Source organism: Paenibacillus sp. P13VS (assembly GCF_015143645.1).
Lineage (GTDB): Bacteria > Bacillota > Bacilli > Paenibacillales > Paenibacillaceae > Paenibacillus > Paenibacillus xylanilyticus_A.
On record NZ_WYEV01000012.1, the window covers coordinates 133,995 to 156,103 of the forward strand.

A 22,109-nucleotide genomic window follows, 5' to 3' on the forward strand; every position below is an offset into this window, starting at 1 on the left:
CCTCTACAAAATGGGCGATTTACAATGAATTGATGAATTCAAGTTCTTGGCGATTCCATTATATCATTCATCGGGCTGGAAGCCGTCAGGATTGAATGCTTGCAGGTGTTTGACAGCCTGTTGATATCGGCGGAGCAGTTCATGTCTGACATGTGGGGGTTCGAGAACGGTCAGTTCAGCACCAAATGACATTAGAAACGAATACAGCCGCTCACCTTCATGAATTTCCAACGTCACACGAAGGCTACCATCCGACTGTTTTTTCATCCGGGAAGGTTCGAAGAAATCAAGCGCCCGATAAGCAATGGAACTTGAAAATAAGAGATCCAGGGATAAGGGTGCGTTCACAGGTGTCTTTTCCACATCGGCTGTGGACGAAGCTGATCCATGCTCTTGCAGCCTTGGAAGCAAACGGAGCTCGGAGATCCGTTTCATCTTGAATGTCTTTTTCTCGGTAGAATACGGCAGGCTTTCGTCCTGTCCTTCGATATACCATGTACTATTTTTAAAAATGAGTTTGACGGGTGCAATGGTCTCCACACTTGCTTCTCCATCAGAGTCGATATAGTTGAATGTCATCCCCTGCTTGGTCAGTATGGCCTGCTTCACTAAGTTGAACATATCTCTTTCCTGCACAGGGATATTGCCCCACGGGGAGAAATCGAATTCAATCCAATCCAGTTTGTGATCAAACAAGGCAGTCAGCCGTTTGAGCATATGAACACTGTTCAGGTGTGGAATGGCACTGATACTGTACAGGCCAAGCAAAATTTCGTTCTGATCTTCTTCAGACAGCAGGGACTTGTCCATCACATAATTGTCCATCAGATGGATGCCACCGTGCTTGCCAGTGGTGGTGTAGAAGGGAATTCCCGCTGCGCTCAGCCGGTCGATGTCACGGTAAACCGTGCGTACCGAGATTTCAAACAAGCGGGCGAGTTCGGGCGCGGTGGCTTTTTTCTTCTCGAGTAACAGCAGCAGCATTCGAAATAATCGGTTATTTTCCATGCTATGATTATACCATGACAATAGGTGTCAGGGTATGGATGCTACACTGGTATTACAGTGTTAAGCAGCTCATTCATAGGAGGACTTGTCATGAAGATGAAAGATGGATTTTACTGGGGCGGCGCAACAGCTGCCAATCAATTCGAAGGCGGATGGAATCAGGGCGGCAAAGGCCCGAGCACATCCGATATGATGACAGGCGGAACCCATACGACTCCGCGGCGGATTACGCCAGTACTTGAAGAGGGCACGTATTACCCGAGCCATGAGGCTGTAGACTTTTACGGACATTACAAAGAAGATATTGCCTTGATGGCAGAGATGGGCTTCAAAATGTTCCGCATGTCCATCAACTGGTCCCGGATCTATCCGAACGGTTACGATCTGGAGCCCAACGAAGAGGGATTGCAGTTCTATGATCAAGTTTTTGCCGAATTGAAGAAATATAACATCGAACCGTTGGTAACCATTTCTCACTATGAGACCCCATTTGGTCTGACGCAAAAATACAACGGATGGGCTTCGCGCGAAGTGATCGATTGTTACCTCCGTTATTGTAAAACTCTGTTCAACCGTTATAAGGATCAGGTGAAGTATTGGCTGACATTCAATGAGATCAACTGTCTGACCATGCCGATGGGCGCATATATGGCGGCAGGAATTCTGTTTGAAGGAAAAGAAACATTGACGGACGGCATCGACGATCCGCAAACCCGATTCCAGGCCCTGCATCATCAGTTCGTGGCGAGTGCGAAGGCCGTCAAGCTTGGACATGAGATTAACCCCGATTTCCAAATCGGCTGCATGGTTGCGTTCATGACAACTTATCCGAACACGTGTAATCCGGACGACATTTTGCTTGCGCAGAAGAAGGATCAGCTCTCCAATATGATCTGTGGGGACGTGCAAGTGAGAGGAGCATACCCTGGTTTCGCCAAACGTTTCTTCGCAGAGCAGGGCATTCAGATCGAAATGCAGCCTGAAGATGAGCAAACCCTGCGTGAGGGCTGCGTGGACTTCTACTCCTTCAGCTATTATATGTCCTTGGTTGAAAGTGCGGACGAGTCCTTGGAGAGAGCCGGGGGCAACCTGCTGGGCGGGATCAAAAATCCGTACCTGGAAGCTTCCGACTGGGGCTGGCAGATTGACCCGAAAGGATTGCGATACACGCTGAATCATCTCTATGATCGCTATCAGGTGCCATTGATGGTCGTTGAGAATGGTCTGGGTGCAGTCGATGTGGTAGAAGCAGATGGCACCATTCAGGATGACTATCGCATTGATTATTTGAGAGGTCACATTGAGCAAATGAAAGAAGCAGTCGCGGATGGAGTGGAGCTCATTGCCTACACAATGTGGGGATGTATTGACCTCGTCAGCGCATCAACCGGAGAGATGAAGAAGCGTTACGGCTTCATTCATGTCAACAAGGATAATGATGGAAATGGTGATCTGAGCAGAACGCCGAAGAAGAGCTTCCACTGGTACAAAAAAGTCATTGAATCCAATGGCGAAGAACTATAATCGATTGCTGATAAAAAAAGAGATGTCGTACCCGCTTGTTCCCTCTATGGGAATAGGCGGGTATTTGCTTTTGAATAAAATCTCGAATAATTTACATACTTAACTCAGAGACTGAGCATAAGTGAAGGTACAACGCTAGATGTGAATTTTTCAGCAGATTCATATGATCGTTCAGAAAAGGGGAGATCTCTGTGAACACTTCCGGGAATCGCTACAGCATGTCACCCATTCATCTGTATTTTGTGCTCTATGTAAGCTTGGTTGGCGTAGGTTTAATGAATTTTCAATATAAAATGCTGCGCGGCGCGGAGAAAGATGGATGGATCAGCATTTTGGCCGCCGCTGTCATGATCTCTATCATCCTTAAAATGATGTTTGTCCTGCTGTCACGCCAATCCCCCGGCCATTCCTCTCTCGTTCACATCAATCGACGGTATTGGGGCCGAATCGCGGGTTCAGTTCTGAATTGGATCTTTATTTTATATTTTCTGCTGGGTGCTTTTGTAGCCTATAGCTCCTATATTCATATCATCCAGCTGTGGATTCTTCCCACACAAAATAACTGGCTGCTGGGCATCGTGGTTCTGCTGCTTGTCTATTACTGTGTGTCGGGCGGCATACAGTCGGTCACCGGGATGTGCCTTTGGGGCACCCTCTTCATCCTAGTATTTGTCTTCCCGCAGATATTCCTGGTCTCTTCCTATCTTCATCCACGAAACCTTCTTCCTGTGCTGGATCATGATGTCACATCCATATGGTTGTCCACAAGGGATATGCTTCATGAATTTATCGGCTGCGGCATTTTGCTGGTCGTATATCCATACATCAAGACGCCAGGTCGCTCGATCAAATGGGCTTATCTCGCCTTGGTTACTGCAACCATAGTGTATCTGGTTTTCTTTATCTATTCCTTTATGTACTTCAATCATGGACAGATGAAGGAACATTTATGGCCTACCCTGAGCCTGATCAGCATTATTGAAATGCCATTGATCCAGCGGATGGAGTATCTGGTGTTATCCTTTTGGCTGCTAAAAATTCTATCCATCATCACGTTGGGGCTTTGGGCAGCATGTCATTGTTTGAAGCTGGAGAGATCGATCAAGCCCAGTCTCGGACTGAAACTCGCCATCGTCCTTTTTGCCATTCTTTTGTTTGTAGTTAAAGACACCGTGGATATTGATATGGTCAACGAGATATACACCAGAACGGGGGAAATATTGATTATGTTATATGTCCCGCTTCTGTTTATCATCTCGCTGTTCCGCAAGAATCTGGGGGGATCTACCGGACATCAGGATATGCCCGACCAGCCCAAAGGAGAGGAAGCATGAGTTCACCTGCCAGTGACAACCAACAGATGTCCAGTACATCTCATGACCCGCTCGATCCATGCCGTCGCTCTGATGATTTTATCGTAAGTACGATGACCGTCTCCGGACTGGCCCTTGAAGTTTGCTACTATAAAACACTCGTGGACAGTCATCTCCTTGAAGTAGCCATCCACTCCCTGCAGGAACGCATCCCTTCAAGCGAAGAAGTGAATTTGCATGATGTGCTCTTGCATATTCCCATAGAGGAAACGAACCTTACTAATCAAGACGAGGAAATGGTCCAATCCCTTCTTCAAGGCAGCCTGCTTATCCGGCAGTGCGGACAGACCCATGAGTGCATTGTGGTTCCCATGCCAGGCAAGGAAGGGATACGAAGTGATAACGACACGGAAAATGAATTTAGCGTGATCGGACCCAAGGTTGGATTCGTCGAGGCAATGCCGGTTAACCTGCATCTGATCCGTACACAGCTGCGAACACCTAATCTGATCATCAAGGAAATGACACTGGGCTCCTTGTCCCAATCCCAAGTGGCCATTCTGTATATGGATGGTATTGCTGATCCCGAGAACGTCAGCAGGATGGAGGACAGATTGAAGGGAATCGACTTTGATGCTGTCTTGGATACGTCACAGTTGGATCAACTGATCGCAGATAACTCACTTACGCCGTTCCCCTTGTTTACGACGACCGAACGGAGGGACAGAGTCATCTATGCCCTGATCACCGGGCAAGTAGCGGTCATCAGTGAAGGCTCGCCAAGTTTTATTACAGGGCCATCCACGTTGTTTGATTTTTTTGTCTCGCCGGAAGATTATTATCTGCCGTGGGCGCTTGGATCTTTTTTTCGGTTGATTCGCATTTTTGGCGTCATTTTCTCGCTGTTTGCCTCAGCCCTCTATGTGGCATTAATGACCTTTCACTATGAAGTCATACCCAAGGAGCTGCTTGGCAAGTTGATCTCATCCAGACAAAATGTACCGTTTCCCCCTTTTGTGGAAGCCATATTTCTGGAGACGACAATTGAATTCTTGCGTGAAGCAGGAGCCAGACTGCCGAACCGGATCGGACAAACACTGGGTATTGTTGGCGGGATCATTCTTGGACAGGCTGCCGTGGAGGCCGCACTTACGAGCAACGTACTGATCATCATCGTGTCCTTGTCTGCACTGGCTTCGTTTGTGACACCGATCTATAAAATGTCCAATGCCATTCGTTTTCTGCGATTTCCGATCATTATACTGGCTGCCATCTGGGGCGCATTCGGGATTGCGATCGGACTGTGCTTCCTCCTCGTCCATCTGTCGCGATTAAAGTCTCTGGGGTCACCTTATATGGCTCCTTTCTATCCAATGCGGTTCAGGGATCTGAAAGACAGTCTGATTCGTGCTTCCTATCAACAGACGGATAAGAGGCCGAGCTATTTAAGGCCGCTCTCCTTCATCCGCTACAAGCCGGGAAGGGTTCACCAAACGAATCAACTGGATGAGGAGTGAGCGTATGAAACGTCTATCCCAATGGTTCCTTGCCGTAATGTGGGTAATGGGGATGCTGCTGCTCAGCTCCTGCCAGGATACGAGCATTGTGAATGAGATCAGCCTCGTCCTAACTTCCGCTTACGATTTGCAAGATAAACAAATTCACAACAGCGTGCTCATCGGTGAGTATACCGAGAAGGACAAGAGTGATGTCGAACTGCTGGAGATCGACTCAACCAACAGCTTCGATGTCATGCCAAGAATGAATATGCAGGCGAAAGAACCTATTGAGTATGGCCAATTAAGAATGATGGTGCTGGGGGAGGACTATGCGAAACACGGGATAGGCGATATTCTGCGCGTGTTATCCCATAATACCCGGGTGTCCAGACGTATGCAGTTTGCCGTAGCGGAAGGAAGGGCGCTGGATATCATTAAGGCATCCATTCCCGCTCATGATCCGCTGTATCTGATGAAGTTAATCGAGCAAAACGGCAATTTTGCCAATCTGCCTCACTTCAGTCTGCATCAGACGTTGTTCCAATATTTCAGCAAAGGACAGGATATTTATCTCCCTCGGCTTCGCTTGAACGATCAGGATAAAATTATGCTTGATGGTCTCGTGGTTTTCAAAGGGGAAAAAGCTGTACTTCAGCTGAGTGATGAAGAGGGGCTTGGTTTGAAGCTGCTTACGGAGGATGCCAAGAATGGCAAGTTTCTTGCACAGATCAATGAGGTTGAGGGGGCACAGAGGCAAACGGCTAATACAACAGACAATGATGCCCTAATCAAAATTTTATCTTCCTCCGTGAAGCATCGGATGCGTTCAGACACCCCAGCAGCAGCGCTGGATTCAAAGATTCACATCAGTGCATCTGTGATTAAGGCTTCACGGAATGATTTTCTGTTATCCGGCAAGGAGATGAAGGAACTGGAATCAGAAATGAAAAGGCATATGGAAGCCAAAATCAATCAACTGATCCGCAAGTGCCAGAGAGAGAATGTGGACCCGTTCGGGTTTGGAGAGTATGTGAGAAGTTGTACGCACCACTGGGACAATGAAACGTTCTATAAGGATTATGGCTCGATGGATATTCGGGCCCACGTGGAGCTGACGCTCGTCCAGGATGGTATTCAGGAATAAAAACGGGAAAACCCGCTCTGACCTCAGCTTTGAGGATAGCGGGTCTTACCTATGTTCTAATTTTGATGTTCTATGTCAGAGGTTTGGAATGAAGCAGGGAGAGCCGCTCTGCATAACGCTGATAAAACCAAATGCAAATGGCCAGCCAGCTGCCGCTCAGAAAGTAACCTCCGATGACATCACTGGGATAATGAACCCCCAGATAAATTCGGCTCATGCCAATGGTCAGAATAAAGGCTGCACTCACGATGATCATGATAACCCGGCCTGCTGCTGTCGGGATATGCTTCCAGATCAGAAAGGCAAGTCCACTATATAGGCTGAACGCTGCCATGGAGTGTCCACTTGGGAAGCTGTAACCGCTCGCTTCGATGATGCGGTGAATAGTGGGCCTGGCACGCTGAAACGCCAGTTTCAACAGGGTGTTCAGCAACGTGGAGCCTGCGATGACTGCTGCCAAAAACAGAAGTTCCCGTCGGTGTCCCAGGAAAAGATATAAGACCACCATGGAGATGATCATTATGATGATCACAGGCAATCCGCTGCCAATCCAGGTGAAGACCTGCATCCAGTTGGTCATTCCGGGAGCTTCCATCCCTTGTATCCATCCAATCAGGTTATCATCAAACCGGTGGATCTGGTTATCACTGATAGACAGGGCAATCAGTGCAAATACGGTAAGGCTCAATGCTGCAAGGAGCAGCGGGATAGAGAAGGCCTTTTTTCCTTGCTGGTTCAAATGTCATGTTCCTCCAGGATGTTTGAATTTCATATGTTGGGCCGCCAGCCATACGATATGGATATTATGCTATCATTTCGCCTTAAATATTGCTTGAACAAAAAGGTTAGCGACTCAGTTCAGTTGAAGCATATATTCATAGGCGGTAACACCGAAGACACGCTTAAAATGTCTGTTCAAATGCGTAAGATCGACGAATCCGCATTCGGCTACCGCGGAGTAGACATCCTTATGCTTCTCTATGGCCTGCCGGGCATGTTCAACCTTGCAGTTCAGGAAGAACTGGTAGGGTGATATGCCGGCATGTGACTTGAATTCCCGGATAAACTGAAACTTGGACATATTAAACTCGGTATAGAGATCATCCAGTTTCAGCACATCATCGAACCTGCTGAACATCATTTCTTTGGCCTTTCGGACAAGCCCGTCACCAGGTCCGGGAATGTGAGTATCGATCTCCGACCGGGACAGCTGATGTACGAGGCTGAAGAGAAGTTCACTGCATTTGGCTTCATCCTGCCCGCTCTGAACGGCACGGTTCAGCATGAGAATACTTCGTGCCAGCTGAGGATCATAGACAATGGGAGTGGAGAAACGCAATTCCTTTTTCCCCAGAATGTCTTCTACCACCTCCGGCTTCAGATACAACATGACGTAGTCAATACCAGCCTTGTCGTAAGAACTGCCATCATGGGACTGCTCCCGATTAAACAGCATGACACCGTTCTGGTGGGAAGCCTGATAATGACCGTCCAGATGGTACTGCTGAATACCGCGCAGCGTCACACCAACCGCATATTCCTCGTGACAGTGCTTCTTATACGTAAAATCTGTAAAACTGGCCGAAAGGGCCAGGACATCAGACGATTTCTTATAATTGAACAGCTCCACTCCATGCCTACCTCCAATCTAGATGAGTCCCGATACCATAATGGCTGAGTATACCAAAAAGAGAGCCAACACGATACTAAAAGCTTTTTGATGATCATGCAAAAATTGCCTGAACACAGAACCGAAAACAACCCAGCTGGTAAAGGCCAAAAATCCAATCAATGTGATGAGACAGACAAACAGCACCGTTGACAGCGAGGTGTCATAATAGGGCAGCACATAGCTGGGGATTACGGTGAACGTGAACAGAATTACTTTCGGATTTAGAAACTGCATGATTAAACCGCTCACAAATCCGGTTGCCTGCTTCGGTGCCTCCTCGGAAGATCCCATCTTGTAGATCTGATAGGCGAGGTACAGCATATACAGGCTGCCAACGATCTGCATCACATGAAGAATACTGGGCAGGATGCCCGCCAGAAGATGATTGAGGAAAGCCGAGGCGGCAAGCAGCATCCCAAACGCCACGGTGGCTCCCCACACATAATGCATGGTTTTGCGTGCACCCGCGTGCTGAACTGAAGATAAAATGACAATATTGCTGGGTCCTGGCGTAAAGGTAACCACAATGCAATAAATTAAAAAAGAGGTAAGATTCATCGTTTCATAATGCCTCCCCGGGTTGTAGTTTCATGATCATACTGCGGGGATGGTTGAACCGATAGTACATTATTGCAGCAGCACAACCTGAGAGCGAAAGTATGAAGATACTTTGGTTAGAGGGGAAAGCGGTTTCTTTTTTGCGTGTTTGCGTTTACAATTTAAGCGAAACACAAGTGGACAGATCTCAAGGATGTGAAAACGAATATGAAAAAGACATTGCTGGTCTACATTTTGCTTATCTCGGCTTTTGCACTGTACGTACTCAGGTATGAATACGCAAGCGAAGCGAATGGCTCTTGGGAAGCCAAGGGACTGCGTGGAGATATTGGTGAAACATACATCATGATCACATTTCAGTCCGGCTTGGAATATTGGAAAAGTGTGCTCAAAGGCTTCGAGGATGCGGGTGATGCGCTCGGAGTAACCGTGGAGTATCGGGGAGCTACCCGATATGACCCGAAGGAACAGACGACGATCATTGAGCAAGCGATTGCACGGAAACCGGCAGGCATCGCCATCTCCGCCATTGACCCGCAATCGCTTATTCCTGTGATTAACAAAGCATTGGATGCAGGTATTCCGGTGGTTTTGTTTGATGCGGATGCCCCGGACAGCAGGGCATATTCTTTTCTCGGCACGGACAATTATCAAGCAGGGGTGACTGCTGCGGACAAAATGGCCGAGCTTCTGGGCCGGGAGGGAGAAGTCGCCGTTCTGACCATGCCGGGTCAGCAAAATCATGAGGAACGAACGGAAGGCTTCCGCGATACTATCCGTGATCGATACCCTTCCATGAAGGTTGTTGAAGTCGCGGACGGGCACGGAGATGCAATGAAATCAAGAGATGAAGCTCTTAGAATGATGAAAACATATCCGGATCTCGGCGGTATTTTTGTAACCGAAGCGACAGGAGCAGCTGGCGTTGGTGAAGCGGTTCAGAATGGGGATGCAGGTTATCCGCTGCAGATCATATCCTTTGATACCAATAAAGCAACACTTGACATGATCAAGAGCGGCACAATCTCTGCAACGATCGCACAGGGGACCTGGAACATGGGTTACTGGTCCCTTCAATACCTGTTTCATTTGCACCACCAACTGACCGTACCTGCACCGTCTTCTTCCGATGAAAATGCACCGCTGCCGGTTAGGGTGGATACTGGAATCTCTGTCGTGACACGATCGAATGTAGATGATTACTATGCCAAATAAAACAGAACATCGTTCTCGAATGCCCCTCGGCTGGAAGAAAATTCGTTTTCGGATGAAGAGCGGATTGCAGAGGCTGCGTTTGCGTAATATGCCGCTGCGTTATCAGCTGATGCTGCTCTTTTTGCTTTTTGCCATCGTTCCTTCAATGGGACTCGGACTGCTGGTGAACTGGACTGTGGAACGGATTGTTGAAAGGCAGGTCGAGGGACACACGATGCAGCTGATCGGCAAAGTCAATGAAGCACTCGACAGCAAGATGGAGAATTTGCAAAACATGACCTATCTGATCGCGTTTGACCCGGATATCCGTGCGTTCATGGAAGGGAAAACGGAGTTTGACGGTCATACTGGAGCAGCGGTATCCGGTGGCGATTCGAACCAGTCCACAGATCAGGATCAACTGTATGGGATCAAGCAGTTTTTGCAGGGATTCACGACATTGTATCCGGAGATTGCAGGAATTGTCCTTGTGAATGGAAATGGAGATTACATTAGCAACGAGATGTACCCGAAAACCAATCAGAGCCTGGTCCAGGAGCAGTGGTACCAAGGTGCGTCCCGGAATGCCGGCATTTTTACTGTGCTGGGTCAACCGAGACAGCGCAACATCACGACACATGTTCGGTATAAGGATAGTGAAATTGTGTCTGTTGCACGTTCCATCACGGATGAAACATCAGGACGTGTGCTCGGTGTCATTATGATTGACCTGAAACTGCGTACCGTATCTCAGGCCGCCAGAGATGTGACGCTGGGGAAATCCGGATATGTGATGGTGACCGATGCAGAAGGGCGAAGTGTCTATATGCCCGACAACCCCCTTGTTGAGCAGATTCCATCCGCGTGGTTCCCTTCCGGGGATAGCGGAATATTCAACGCTGAAGCGGATGGGAAGGAGTTGTTATTCATGTACCAGTCTTCTTCGTTTACAGGATGGAGAACTGTAGGCGTATTTCCGGCGAGGGAATCGATAGCGGAAGTGCGCCAGATCCAGTTTTACGTTGTCAGTTTTGTGTTCGTGGTCTGTCTCTTTGGTCTGAGTGCTTCCCTTCGGTTCTCCAGTTCCATCGCTCAGCCTATTTTCCGGTTAATGTCTTATATGCGCAGGGCGGAAACGGGAAATCTCAGATCCGGCCGCTGGAGCGATCGGGCTGATGAAATCGGCATGCTGGGTAGAAGTTTTAACCGAATGCTGGCACAGATCCGGCAGCTCATGTCCCTTAACGAATTACGGGAGCGGCAAAAACGGGATGCTGAAATGCGAAGCCTGCAGGAGCATATCAAACCTCATTTTTTATATAACACCCTGGATACGATCCATTGGATGGCACAAAGGAAAGGTGTGGACGATGTATCCGAGATGGTGGGCGCCCTGTCCAGACTATTTCGTATCGGGCTCAGCAAAGGCAATGATTTCATTCCCTTGCAATCCGAGGTTGAACATATATCCAGTTATCTGCAAATTCAGCAGACCCGGTACCGGAATCGACTTCAATGTGAGCTGGTGATTCCGGAGGAGCTGAAGGAGCTGTTTGTGCTTAAGCTGGTGCTGCAGCCTATTGTGGAAAATGCCATCTATCACGGGATTAAGGGCAGACGAGGTCCGGGTAAGATTCGAATTGAGTCCAAAGTACAAGATCATAAGCTGGTTCTGACGGTACAGGATGATGGCGCCGGGATGTCCAGCGAGCGGCTGCACGAGATGGCGCAGCTGCTTGGTACACCCTTGGAAAGCATGGAAACACAGGAAGCTGGTCAGGGCGGCAAAAGCTATGGCATGCTGAATGTACAGGCACGCCTTCGGCTTTCTTTTGGAGAAGATTATGGGATTAGTTTGAATAGTCGGGAAGGTGAAGGGACTTGTGTAACCATCACTCAGCCGTTGATGAAAGAACTTCCACAAGCGTGGCAATTCGATACTGAGGGAAGGCGGGATAGTCAATGAAGGAAGCAATGATCCAAGCAGCTTGGACAGAAGCAGAGATGGAGAATACGGCAGCATCGGTGGCTGCAGCCCAGACATTGCAGTCGGCCCGGCGTTACCAAGTGCTGATTGCAGATGATGAACCGATTATTCGCGAAGGCATTCGGGATGCCATTGACTGGGAGGCGCTTGGCATGGAGGTTGCCTGTGAAGCGGAGGACGGAGAGGAAGCGCTGGAGCTGGCTGTCCAGTTCGGTATTGATATCCTTCTAGTCGATATGAACATGCCATTTCTGAACGGCATTGATCTGATCCGTCGCCTCCAGGATGAGTGTCCGGATTGCCGCTGCCTCATCATCTCCGGGCATGATGAGTTTGCTTATGCCCAGGAGGCTGTGCGACTTGGCGTGGAGGATTACATTCTTAAGCCAGTAGATGCAGAGCGGCTGCACGCTGCGCTTATGCGACTGAAACAGCGCATGGATGAAGAACATAGACGTACGGCCTACGTCAAGCAGGCTGCCGACCAGATCGAGCGCAATATTCCGCTGCTCCGTCAGCGTTTTTGTCTGGAGTGGCTGGAAGGACGGGCGGAAGGAAAAGATCTGACAGAGCAGCTTACGTTCTTGCGCCTGCCATCGGATCCGCCTGTGCAGATCGGGGTCGTCCGCTGGCCTGCTGCGGAAGCACGGCAGTCCCTTATGCGGGAGAATGATCGTCAATTGTTTCTGTTTGCCGTGGAGAATATTATCGGTGAACTGCTGGGAGATCTTCCCCATGTCCTGTTCCGGGACCCGAATGGATTAATTGGCTTCTGTCTCTGGCAGGCAGCTCCGGAAGAACTGGATTGCACGATTGAACAGCAAATCAGTGCCTGTCTCAACATTGCTGTTCATGCTCATGTGGAGCAGAATACAGGTGCATTGGAGGACGTCCCGAGTGCTTACCAGTTATGCCGTGAGCTTATCTATGGGGAAGCCCGCTTGTCTCCGCTGGTGCGCAGAGCTCGGCAGATCATTCATGAAGGGTACGCGGATCGGGAACTGACACTGGAATCGCTCGCTTCGCGTCTGCAAGTCTCCTCGGTATATCTCAGCCGGGTGCTCAAGAAAGAGTTAAACGATACATTCGTAACCCTGGTTACCCATGCCCGCATCCGCAAAGCAGTACAGCTGCTGGATTCAACGTCACTGCCTATCCACAGCATTGCAGAACGGGTCGGTTACGATACCCAGCACTATTTCAGCACGGCGTTCAAGAAAGTGATGGGCATTTCACCCGCACAGTACCGGAAGGATGGGGGCACAGGGCAGAGTGCCTCCGCAGACCGAGTGTAGCATCATAAGATATGGCGAAGACAACAGAGTTGATCTGCTTCTGCGAAGCGGATCAGCTCTTTTTTTCGTGCCTGGGGATGGATTTGGAACTGTATTCAATGATAGGGATGAGGTACTCCTTCTGAGAATACAAAAGTTAAATTTTTATAAAAAAGGTTCAAAAGCTGCAAAGACTGTTTAAACCTGACAATGCTACGATGGGATCAGGCAGAAACAGAAGGCAATTGAAGTTCATTTCTGGATTGTAAGCGTTATCTTGTGAAACACAATCAGATCCGCATGATTCGAGGAAAGGGGAACTTGATATGAAAAAAGGAGCAGTGATGATCTGGCTTCTGGTGATGACCTTGATGTTATCGGCCTGCAATCTGGCTGAGAGCGGAACAGGCAGCAAGGAAAAAGGATATGTTGGCATCTCCATGCCAACGAAATCGTCCGAGCGCTGGGTCGGTGACGGAGAGAACATGGTCCGACTATTTCAGGAACAAGGATATAAGACAGATCTGCAGTACGCTGAGGACGTGGTCGAAAATCAGATTTCACAGATTGAGAACATGATCACCAAGGGAGTGGATGTGATGGTCATTGCATCCGTGGACGGCAATACACTGACGGATGTAATCAAGAAGGCCCACGATGAGGGCATCCAAGTCATATCATACGACCGCCTGATCCGGAACACGCCTTATCTCACGTATTATGCGACGTTCGACAACTTCAAGGTTGGGGTACTGCAGGCTTCCTACATTGAGCAGAAGCTTGGCCTCAAGGAAGGCAAAGGACCATTCAACATCGAGCTGTTTGGCGGCTCACCCGATGACAACAATGCGTATTTCTTCTTCGACGGTGCAATGTCTGTACTGAAACCCTATATCGATTCCGGCAAGCTTGTGGTACGGAGCAACCAAACCACAATGGCACAGATTGCGACCTTACGCTGGGATGGAGCACTTGCCCAGTCGAGGATGGATAACTTGCTAAGTGCCTATTACTCCGGAGATAACCTGGATGCCGTGTTGTCCCCGTACGATGGAATCAGCATAGGCATCATCTCGTCACTGAAAGGCGTTGGATACGGATCAGAAAGTAAGCCTCTGCCTGTTATTACTGGACAGGACGCGGAGCTGGCTTCCATCAAATCCATTGTTGCCGGAGAGCAGACACAGACGGTATTCAAGGATACACGCAAGCTCGCGGAGCAGACGGTAGAGATGGCCAATAGCATTTTACAAGGAAAACAAGCAGAAGTGAATGACGAAAAATCATATAACAACGGTATTAAAATAATCCCGGCCTATTTGCTGGACCCGATCTCCGTGGACCGGACCAATGTGGAGAAGGACATTGTCGGCTCCAATTATTACACCAAAGAGGAAATCGGACTGAAATAATAATGGAAAGGAGCAAGTCCCATGACCGGAATCATATTGGAAATGAAGGGCATCACCAAAACCTTTCCTGGTGTCAAAGCACTGGAAAACGTCAATCTCAAGATCCGGGAAGGTGAAATCCATTCCCTGTGCGGTGAGAACGGCGCAGGTAAATCCACACTGATGAAAGTGCTTAGCGGTGTATATCCACATGGAACGTACGAAGGGGATATTTTGTTCCAGGGGAAAACATGTGAGTTCAAAAGCATCAAGCAGAGCGAGGATCTGGGAATCGTCATTATCCATCAGGAGCTTGCACTGATCCCTTACCTGTCCATTGCCGAGAACATTTACCTGGGCAACGAGCGTGCCAGCAAAGGCATCATTGACTGGAAAGAAACATTGGTCGGCACACGTGAATTGCTCTCCAAAGTGGGTTTGAGCGAAAATCCGAACACCCTTGTATCCAACATCGGTGTAGGGAAGCAGCAGCTGGTTGAAATTGCAAAAGCACTCTCCAAAAAGGTTCGTCTGCTCATCCTGGATGAACCGACGGCAGCGCTGAATGAGGACGATAGTGAGAACCTGCTCCAATTAATGCTGGAGTTCAAGAAGCAGGGAATTGCGTGTATCCTGATTTCCCATAAGCTGAACGAGGTGTCCAAGGTATCGGATTCCGTCACGATATTGAGGGATGGCAAGACCATCGAGACGCTGGACATGAGGAAGGATAACGTCACCGAGGACCGGATTATCAGTGGAATGGTTGGCCGTGATCTGACAAGCCGCTATCCGGAGCGTCATGCCGATATTGGTAACGTCATTTTGGAAGTGAAGGATTGGACGGTTTACCACGAGCATCATGCTGATCGCAAAGTGCTGGACCGGGTCAACATGAACATTCGGCGTGGTGAAATCGTCGGCATAGCCGGTCTGATGGGTGCGGGACGCACGGAACTGGCCATGAGCATATTTGGCAAATCCTATGGTCGCAACATATCGGGTCAGCTCATCAAGGATGGCCAACCGATTCAGAACAACAGTGTAACGGAAGCAATTCAGAACGGTTTTGCCTACGTGACAGAGGATCGGAAGGAATACGGGCTCATTCTTATGGATGATATCAAACGCAATATTTCACTGACCGGCCTGGGCAAGCTGACCAAAAACGCCGTTGTGAATGAACGTGAAGAAGTGCTGGTTGCCGAAGAGATGAAGAAAAGCATGAATATCAAAGCCCCAAGCATCCTTCAGAAAACCGGCAATCTGAGCGGGGGTAACCAGCAGAAAGTGGTGCTGAGCAAATGGATATTTGCCGGACCGGATATTCTCATTCTGGATGAACCGACCCGCGGAATCGATGTGGGCGCAAAATTCGAGATCTATACCATTATTCACCGGCTTGCTGCTGAGGGCAAAGGCGTGCTGGTCATCTCATCCGAGCTCCCGGAGGTTCTGGGCCTGTGTGACCGAATTTATGTCATGAATGCCGGGCGCATCACGGGTGAAGTCAGCCGCGAGGAAGCGACGCAGGAAACGTTGATGAGATATATGACGAAGTCTGGAGGCGAGAAGCATGGAAATGCTAACTAAACTGTTCAAAAACAATATACGCCAATACGGCATGATTATCGCACTGGTTGTCATTATGATCTTGTTCGAGGTGCTGACTGGCGGGCTCTTGCTGAAGCCAATCAATATTACGAATCTGATTCTGCAGAACAGCTATATCCTGGTGCTCGCCATCGGGATGGTACTGGTCATCATTACCGGACATATTGATCTGTCGGTCGGATCTGTTGCAGCCTTTGTCGGTGCAGTGGCGGCAATTATGATGGTTGACTGGCAGCTTCCCGCCTGGCTGGCGGTAATTGCTTCTTTGCTGGTAGGGGCGTTAATCGGAGCCTGGCAGGGCTTCTGGATCGCGTATGTGCGGATTCCTGCCTTTATCGTAACTCTTGCGGGCATGCTGCTCTTCCGCGGCTTGACGATGATTGTGCTGGAGGGCCAGTCCATCTCTCCTTTTCCGGGGGGATTCCAAAAGATAAGCTCCGGATTCCTGCCTGATATCCAATTCTCAGGTTTCGGTCTCATCTCGATTCTTGTAGGGATTGCACTTACAATCTGGTATATCGTAAATGAACTGCGGGAACGCCGCTCCCAGCGGAAATACGGATTCGCGGTGGTGTCACAGGGACTTTTCCTGCTCAAGCTGATTGTTGTGGCGGCGGTAACGAACCTGTTCACCTTCGTACTTGCAAGTTACGCTGGCATTCCGAATATCCTGATCCTGCTGTTTGTGCTGATCGTCGTGTACTCCTTCGTCATGAACCGCACTGTAATGGGACGTCATGTGTACGCACTTGGTGGAAATGAAAAGGCAGCAGGATTATCCGGAGTCAAAACCAAAAAGGTAACGTTCTGGGTATTTGTAAACATGGGTGTACTCGCTGCTGTATCCGGTCTGATCTTCGCTGCTCGTCTGAATGCGGCTACCCCAAGAGCGGGTACCAACTTCGAACTGGATGCGATTGCTGCCTGCTTTATCGGTGGAGCTTCAGCTTCCGGGGGTATTGGAACCGTGTTTGGAGCCATCATCGGCGGCTTGGTTATGGGGGTACTGAATAACGGGATGTCCCTCATTGGATTGGGCATTGACTGGCAGCAGGGAATTAAAGGTCTGGTGCTTCTGCTTGCCGTAGCCTTCGATATCTACAATAAAAATAAAAGATCGGCTTAGAGTGATAGAAAAATAGATCATTTCATCTCATCGATAACTTATAGCTTGGATTTCACTTAGGATTAGATGCAAAATGTTCATTCATTTGGAAAGTCATAAACAGACCCGCTATCCTTCATAGTGGGTCTGTTTTCCGTATGTCAGGCACAGCCGGTTTTACATGAGTGCATCCAGAAACCGGGTTGCGATCCCGAAGTAAATAAACAGCGACAATATATCGTTCAGCGTAGTGATCAAGGGCCCGGAGGCAACGGCGGGATCAACCTTGAAGCGACTTAGCAATAAGGGGATACATGTACCTGTCAGTGTACCGATCACGAGTGTGAAGAAGAGGGACACGCCAATAATGGTGCCGAGCAGCCAGTCCCCTTGCCAGAAGTAGGCGATAACTGTAATCATGACTCCGCATACAAGTCCAATCAGGGTACCTACCTTGATTTCCCGGCCAATCAACGCCAGTACGGTGGATTTGTCGAGCTTGCGACCAATGAGACCACGAACGACGACAGCCAGAGACTGTGTTCCCGTATTTCCGGTCATACCGGCGATCATGGGCATGAAAAATGCGAGAGCAACGACCTGATTCAGCGTATCCTCGAAGAAGTCCACAATGCTGCCTGAGATGAGTCCGATGAATAGTAACAGGATGAGCCAGGGGAGCCTGCGTTTGACCGCCACGAGTGGCTTGGTATCAAAATCAATATCCTTGCCGCCGCCACCCATCTTCGCAAGGTCTTCACTGGCTTCATGCATGATGATATCAATGACATCATCCATCTGAATGACACCACAGAGTCTGTGGTTCTCATCAACGACGGGTAAGGCGATAAATTCATAACGCTGCAGCAGCTGCGCAGCTTCTTCCTGGTCCATGTCCACAGTCGCATAGATGACACGCTTGGTCATCAGCTCCTCTACCCGGGTCTTGTCACCCGCCTGAAGCAGGGAACGGTGACTGACCACTCCAACGAGTTTGCCTTCATCATCCGTTACATACAGATAGCTCGTTGACGCTATAGGCGGCGTGCCCTGGGATTCCCTTATCGCTTCCTTCGCAGTCTCATGTGCCAGAAGAGTGCGGTAACGGTCGGTCATGATCCGGCCGGCTGTCTCCGGCGGATAGTTCAGCACGGAGCGGATAATGGCAGAATGGTCGAGATGCATGTTCGACAACAGGTGTTCCCTGCGTTTGGCAGGCAAATCATGCAGGAACTTGATCAGATCACTCTTGTCCATCTGCTGCATGACCTCAAGCGTACGTTCCGGCCCTAGCTGTTCGAACAGCTTAATCTGGTCATGAAGCTTGAGCGATTCCGCCATGTCGGCGAGAACATCAGGCTTGAACAGCAGCAGCAGCCGCTTCGTTTCCTGTTCGGGAAACTTTTTGTAGATGAGCGTAAGATCGTAGGGATGAAGCTCTTTTATCGCTTTATAAAATTCGGGGAGGTCTTGGGTTTGTACATATTGAACCAGCAGCTCGGTGATTTCTTCGATTGAATTATTCTTAGGCGATTGAGGTCCGTTCTTGTTCATATCAAGACTCCTTTCTAGAGGCGGGGCTCCGTATTTTTAAACGCAATGTAAGCGAGGTAAACAGCAAATGGGATGAGTGAAGCGTGGACTACGCTATTGAAATCTTGCTCAACCATTCGGAACGGGCTTACAAATAGGCGCTGCGGAGATATACTGGTTGTACAAGTAACTGATGAGGAGGACTTGCACGAGTGGAAACAGAGATTAGAACACAGCTGCTCAGTCTGGCCGAACCGGAGTACCAAAAATTCTCGGCTGCATTGATTCCCAATATTACGAATCTGATGGGTGTTCGATTGCCTGCGATACGAAAGATGGCGAAAAAGATCGCTGCAGGGGACTGGCGTGCGTACCTGAAGACGGCTGACGATGACTATTTCGAAGAAGTGATGCTGCAGGCCATGGTTATTGGTCATGTCCAGGCGGATCTGGATGAATGGCTGGAGCATGTCGCCGCTTTTGTTCCCAAGATTGATAACTGGTCGATATGTGACAGCTTCTGCGCTGGATTGAAATATACGAGGGTACATGCAGAATCCGTGTGGAATTTCCTGCAGCCTTATCTGAAGTCGGATCAGGAGTACGAGATACGTTTTGGCGTGGTCATGCTATTGAACTTTTATCTGGATGAGACATACATTGATCGGGTTCTGGTCTCATTGGATCAGATTAAACATGAAGCGTACTACGTCAAAATGGCGGTAGCATGGGCAATATCGATGGCCTATGTGAAGCAGCCGGAAGTGACGATGCACTATTTGAAAAACAATACGCTTGATGATTTCACCTACAATAAAGCTCTGCAGAAAATAACGGAGTCCTATCGCGTGGATCCGGAGACCAAGCAGATGATTCGCAGCATGAAGCGGAAGACCAAGAGATCTGTTCGTGTTTAGCAGCGGAACCTTCTTTATATAGAAAGAAACGAAATGAAATACTCAATAGGGAGGAGCGTGGACACATGCGAAAAAAGATCATATGGTCTGCCTTGGAGCTGGACGGACGTCCGTGGGTGTTGACCGCTACGGAACTAGGGATCTGCCGTATTGTCATGCCGAATGAAACGTTGGAGGACTGGAGCAGCTGGATTGCCCGGATTGCCCCGGGAGCAGAGCTGGCAGAAGATGAACAAGCCATAAAGGGGACAGGCATGGTGGACTGGCTGCAAGCTTACTTTGCAGGGGAGCAGACTCGTTATACGGATGAGATTCCACTTGATCTGATTGGCACAGCATTCCAGCAGCAGGTGTGGAAGGAGCTGGGACGTGTCCCTTATGGTGAAGTTCGCACATACGGCGACATTGCAGCTGCAATCGGCAGACCTACGGCGGTTCGTGCAGTTGGGGCTGCGAACGGAGCGAATCCCATTCCCCTTCTGTTACCATGTCACCGCATCATCGGTGCCAACCGCAAGCTGACCGGATTTCGCGGAGGCCTGGAGTTGAAGCGCAGACTGCTGGACTTAGAGCGGATTGAAGGCGTGACGGATGGCGGGCATGAGCGGTTTCATTTTTGAAGAGCGGTGGTTTAGGGGGATAGGGTGCAGGCACTTAGTTGTGCCTGTTTTTGCATTCTCTGATTATCGTTCCGAGCGTCTGTGGAATAACGAGAACAAGTAGGAGGATCACCGTGTACGAACCCCAACGTACTTCTGAAAGGGACGTCCCGGTTACCGTATAGTACAGCATCATGAAAAGTGTAATTGCGATTGCGCTTACGAAGATATGAAGCCATTTATTCATGTTGAGGGCACACCTTTCCGCTAGTCAGATCCAAACGATCCTCGTATGGAACACCAACGTTTTACATATTTTTGCCTCGTTCAACCCTATGGTACCATAGAGCACAGATGATCGATACCATGCACGGCACACTTCGTGGAAAGAGGGATGACATGTTAAATCAGGCATATTGGTTGACTAACGTAACGTTGGAGCAGGGTTATGTTACGGAAGAGGGCCAGGTAACGGGAACACAGACAAAGAAGGCCCAGCTTCGGGTGGAGAACGGAATCATTACTGAGATGAAGGATGAGGGAGTAGAACTTCAGACGGATCTGCCTCAATATAATGCTAAAGGGCAGCTGCTGCTGCCTTCGTTCGAAGAAGCTCATATCCATCTGGATAAAACGTATTACGATGGACCTTGGCAAGCCGTAAGGCGCATATCCAGCATTTTCGAACGGATTGAAGAAGAGAAGGTGCTGCTGCCCAAGCTGCTGCCGGATGCGAAACGTCAAGCGGAGAGTATCCTGCATCTGATTCAGGGTTATGGGTCCACTCATGTACGCAGCCATTGCAACATTGAGCCCGTCAGCGGGTTAAAACGGCTTGAGGCCACCAGACAGGCACTGGAAACTTTCTCGGGCAAGCTCTCCTCGGAGATTGTGGCGTTTCCACAGCATGGGCTGCTTCGCTCCAATTCGGTGGAGTTCATGCATCAAGCCATGCAAGAAGGGGCTGCAATCGTGGGAGGTCTTGATCCTCATACGGTGGATGAGCATATCGAGAAATCGCTGCATGCCATGGTAGATCTGGCTGTGCAGCATCAGGCGGGGATCGATATCCATCTGCATGATCGCAATGAGCCGGGCAAGCAAACGCTGCAGCGACTCGTTGACCTGACGGAAGAGGCAGGACTTCAAGGGAAGGTCACGGTGAGTCATGCATTTTGGTTCGCTCAAGCGGAGCCGCAGGAGGCGGAGGATATGGCGAAGCGTATGGCCGCTCTTGGCATGAGCGTGGCTTCAACGGTACCCATTGGCAAAATGGTTATGCCCCTTCCGATGCTGCATCGCGTCGGGGTCAACGTGAAGCTGGCCACAGACAGCCTGACCGATCATTGGTCACCTTTTGGCAGTGGAGATCAACTGGAGAAAGCAGGGCGCTTCGCCGAATTGTATGGATACAATGATGAACGTTCGTTATCCCAGTCTCTTGGTTTCATCACGGGTGGAGTTACACCGCTGGATACGGAGGGGAATCAAGTCTGGCCTAAAGTAGGCGATGCGGCGAGCTTTGTACTGGTTCAGGCAAGCTGCTCGGCGGAAGCTGTTGCCCGTAAATCTGCCCGGCAGGCGGTATGGTACAAGGGGCAAATGGTGAGTGGAACTGTATAAGGGAAATGCAGAAATCATGTGAAGCCACGGGAAACTGGTCATAACCCTGTCAAGTAGACAGTACAAAAAAAGACAAGATTTAAGCTGCGGCCGTTTCCCGGTATTCTACCGGGGAACGGTCGTTTAGTTTTTTCTGAAATCGGTTTTGGTTGTA

At 49.3% G+C, this 22,109-nt stretch carries 19 protein-coding genes; 13 read left to right on the forward strand and 6 right to left on the reverse strand.

Annotation, left to right across the window (positions count from 1 at the left end):
- Nucleotides 1–63: 63 nt before the first annotated feature.
- Complete coding sequence (locus GUA98_RS24490; protein ID WP_227780067.1) at nt 64–1,008, reverse strand: helix-turn-helix transcriptional regulator; 945 nt, start codon at nt 1,006–1,008, stop codon at nt 64–66.
- 90 nt (nt 1,009–1,098) lie between these two features.
- On the opposite strand from GUA98_RS24490, the gene GUA98_RS24495 reads away from it, so the two are divergent.
- The 4 genes from GUA98_RS24495 (at nt 1,099) to GUA98_RS24510 (ending at nt 6,488) form a co-directional block, all read left to right on the forward strand.
- On the forward strand, nt 1,099–2,532 hold the full coding sequence (locus tag GUA98_RS24495) for a glycoside hydrolase family 1 protein (RefSeq protein ID WP_193724676.1): 1,434 nt from the start codon (nt 1,099–1,101) through the stop codon (nt 2,530–2,532).
- A gap of 191 nt (nt 2,533–2,723) precedes the next feature.
- Nucleotides 2,724–3,866 (forward strand): GerAB/ArcD/ProY family transporter, encoded by a 1,143-nt coding sequence (locus tag GUA98_RS24500; RefSeq protein ID WP_193724677.1) that lies wholly within the window; start codon nt 2,724–2,726, stop codon nt 3,864–3,866.
- Nucleotides 3,863–5,362, forward strand: coding sequence for a spore germination protein (locus GUA98_RS24505; RefSeq protein WP_227780068.1), 1,500 nt, complete (start codon nt 3,863–3,865; stop codon nt 5,360–5,362). The genes GUA98_RS24500 and GUA98_RS24505 overlap by 4 nt, the downstream gene beginning before the upstream one ends.
- A gap of 4 nt (nt 5,363–5,366) precedes the next feature.
- Nucleotides 5,367–6,488 carry a Ger(x)C family spore germination protein gene (locus GUA98_RS24510; RefSeq protein ID WP_162009973.1) on the forward strand — a complete coding sequence of 374 codons (1,122 nt, stop codon included), beginning with the start codon at nt 5,367–5,369 and terminating at the stop codon, nt 6,486–6,488.
- Between the two features lie 70 nt (nt 6,489–6,558).
- Here GUA98_RS24510 and GUA98_RS24515 read toward each other — a convergent pair whose 3' ends face one another.
- From GUA98_RS24515 to GUA98_RS24525, 3 genes are all read right to left on the reverse strand, one after another.
- Nucleotides 6,559–7,227 carry a phosphatase PAP2 family protein gene (locus GUA98_RS24515; protein WP_153979670.1) on the reverse strand — a complete coding sequence of 223 codons (669 nt, stop codon included), beginning with the start codon at nt 7,225–7,227 and terminating at the stop codon, nt 6,559–6,561.
- A 114-nt stretch (nt 7,228–7,341) separates the two neighbouring features.
- Nucleotides 7,342–8,118, reverse strand: a complete 777-nt coding sequence (locus GUA98_RS24520; RefSeq protein ID WP_153979669.1) for an AraC family ligand binding domain-containing protein — start codon at nt 8,116–8,118, stop codon at nt 7,342–7,344.
- Between the two features lie 18 nt (nt 8,119–8,136).
- Complete coding sequence (locus tag GUA98_RS24525) at nt 8,137–8,718, reverse strand: LysE family translocator (RefSeq protein ID WP_193724678.1); 582 nt, start codon at nt 8,716–8,718, stop codon at nt 8,137–8,139.
- 207 nt (nt 8,719–8,925) lie between these two features.
- Between GUA98_RS24525 and GUA98_RS24530 the strand changes: the two genes are divergently transcribed.
- The 6 genes from GUA98_RS24530 (at nt 8,926) to mmsB (ending at nt 17,304) form a co-directional block, all read left to right on the forward strand.
- A complete protein-coding gene (locus GUA98_RS24530) occupies nt 8,926–9,933 on the forward strand; it encodes a substrate-binding domain-containing protein (RefSeq protein ID WP_153979667.1) in 1,008 nt (335 codons plus the stop codon).
- Nucleotides 9,934–10,021: 88 nt separating this feature from the next.
- Nucleotides 10,022–11,878: a sensor histidine kinase gene (locus tag GUA98_RS24535; protein WP_153980814.1), complete on the forward strand. Its 1,857-nt coding sequence runs from the start codon at nt 10,022–10,024 to the stop codon at nt 11,876–11,878.
- 38 nt (nt 11,879–11,916) lie between these two features.
- Nucleotides 11,917–13,194: a response regulator gene (locus tag GUA98_RS24540; RefSeq protein WP_227780086.1), complete on the forward strand. Its 1,278-nt coding sequence runs from the start codon at nt 11,917–11,919 to the stop codon at nt 13,192–13,194.
- A gap of 305 nt (nt 13,195–13,499) precedes the next feature.
- On the forward strand, nt 13,500–14,585 hold the full coding sequence (gene chvE, locus GUA98_RS24545; RefSeq protein WP_095289592.1) for a multiple monosaccharide ABC transporter substrate-binding protein: 1,086 nt from the start codon (nt 13,500–13,502) through the stop codon (nt 14,583–14,585).
- Between the two features lie 21 nt (nt 14,586–14,606).
- A complete protein-coding gene (gene mmsA / locus GUA98_RS24550; RefSeq protein WP_095359719.1) occupies nt 14,607–16,157 on the forward strand; it encodes a multiple monosaccharide ABC transporter ATP-binding protein in 1,551 nt (516 codons plus the stop codon).
- On the forward strand, nt 16,141–17,304 hold the full coding sequence (gene mmsB / locus GUA98_RS24555; protein WP_095359718.1) for a multiple monosaccharide ABC transporter permease: 1,164 nt from the start codon (nt 16,141–16,143) through the stop codon (nt 17,302–17,304). Before mmsA ends, mmsB begins: the two co-directional genes overlap by 17 nt.
- A gap of 156 nt (nt 17,305–17,460) precedes the next feature.
- On the opposite strand, the gene mgtE is transcribed toward mmsB, so the two are convergent.
- Nucleotides 17,461–18,837 carry a magnesium transporter gene (gene mgtE, locus GUA98_RS24560; protein WP_193724679.1) on the reverse strand — a complete coding sequence of 459 codons (1,377 nt, stop codon included), beginning with the start codon at nt 18,835–18,837 and terminating at the stop codon, nt 17,461–17,463.
- A gap of 191 nt (nt 18,838–19,028) precedes the next feature.
- Here mgtE and GUA98_RS24565 point away from each other — a divergent pair, with 191 nt between their 5' ends.
- Complete coding sequence (locus GUA98_RS24565) at nt 19,029–19,733, forward strand: DNA alkylation repair protein (protein WP_193724680.1); 705 nt, start codon at nt 19,029–19,031, stop codon at nt 19,731–19,733.
- Between the two features lie 65 nt (nt 19,734–19,798).
- Nucleotides 19,799–20,353 (forward strand): methylated-DNA--[protein]-cysteine S-methyltransferase, encoded by a 555-nt coding sequence (locus tag GUA98_RS24570; RefSeq protein ID WP_193724681.1) that lies wholly within the window; start codon nt 19,799–19,801, stop codon nt 20,351–20,353.
- Nucleotides 20,354–20,387: 34 nt separating this feature from the next.
- Here the strand turns inward: GUA98_RS24570 and GUA98_RS24575 are convergent, their stop codons facing one another.
- Nucleotides 20,388–20,579: a hypothetical protein gene (locus tag GUA98_RS24575; protein WP_153979662.1), complete on the reverse strand. Its 192-nt coding sequence runs from the start codon at nt 20,577–20,579 to the stop codon at nt 20,388–20,390.
- A gap of 152 nt (nt 20,580–20,731) precedes the next feature.
- On the opposite strand from GUA98_RS24575, the gene GUA98_RS24580 reads away from it, so the two are divergent.
- A complete protein-coding gene (locus tag GUA98_RS24580; RefSeq protein ID WP_153979661.1) occupies nt 20,732–21,955 on the forward strand; it encodes an amidohydrolase family protein in 1,224 nt (407 codons plus the stop codon).
- Nucleotides 21,956–22,109 lie beyond the last annotated feature (154 nt).

Coding starts and splice junctions, on each gene's coding strand:
- GUA98_RS24530 (WP_153979667.1), top strand. CDS start 8,926: ATGAAAAAGACATTGCTGGTCTACATTTTGCTTATCTCGGCTTTTGCA.
- mmsA (WP_095359719.1), top strand. CDS start 14,607: ATGACCGGAATCATATTGGAAATGAAGGGCATCACCAAAACCTTTCCT.
- GUA98_RS24580 (WP_153979661.1), top strand. CDS start 20,732: ATGTTAAATCAGGCATATTGGTTGACTAACGTAACGTTGGAGCAGGGT.
- GUA98_RS24575 (WP_153979662.1), bottom strand. CDS start 20,579: ATGAATAAATGGCTTCATATCTTCGTAAGCGCAATCGCAATTACACTT.
- GUA98_RS24510 (WP_162009973.1), top strand. CDS start 5,367: ATGAAACGTCTATCCCAATGGTTCCTTGCCGTAATGTGGGTAATGGGG.
- chvE (WP_095289592.1), top strand. CDS start 13,500: ATGAAAAAAGGAGCAGTGATGATCTGGCTTCTGGTGATGACCTTGATG.
- GUA98_RS24525 (WP_193724678.1), bottom strand. CDS start 8,718: ATGAATCTTACCTCTTTTTTAATTTATTGCATTGTGGTTACCTTTACG.
- GUA98_RS24495 (WP_193724676.1), top strand. CDS start 1,099: ATGAAGATGAAAGATGGATTTTACTGGGGCGGCGCAACAGCTGCCAAT.
- GUA98_RS24540 (WP_227780086.1), top strand. CDS start 11,917: ATGGAGAATACGGCAGCATCGGTGGCTGCAGCCCAGACATTGCAGTCG.
- mgtE (WP_193724679.1), bottom strand. CDS start 18,837: ATGAACAAGAACGGACCTCAATCGCCTAAGAATAATTCAATCGAAGAA.
- GUA98_RS24490 (WP_227780067.1), bottom strand. CDS start 1,008: ATGGAAAATAACCGATTATTTCGAATGCTGCTGCTGTTACTCGAGAAG.
- mmsB (WP_095359718.1), top strand. CDS start 16,141: ATGGAAATGCTAACTAAACTGTTCAAAAACAATATACGCCAATACGGC.
- GUA98_RS24505 (WP_227780068.1), top strand. CDS start 3,863: ATGAGTTCACCTGCCAGTGACAACCAACAGATGTCCAGTACATCTCAT.
- GUA98_RS24570 (WP_193724681.1), top strand. CDS start 19,799: ATGCGAAAAAAGATCATATGGTCTGCCTTGGAGCTGGACGGACGTCCG.
- GUA98_RS24535 (WP_153980814.1), top strand. CDS start 10,022: ATGCCGCTGCGTTATCAGCTGATGCTGCTCTTTTTGCTTTTTGCCATC.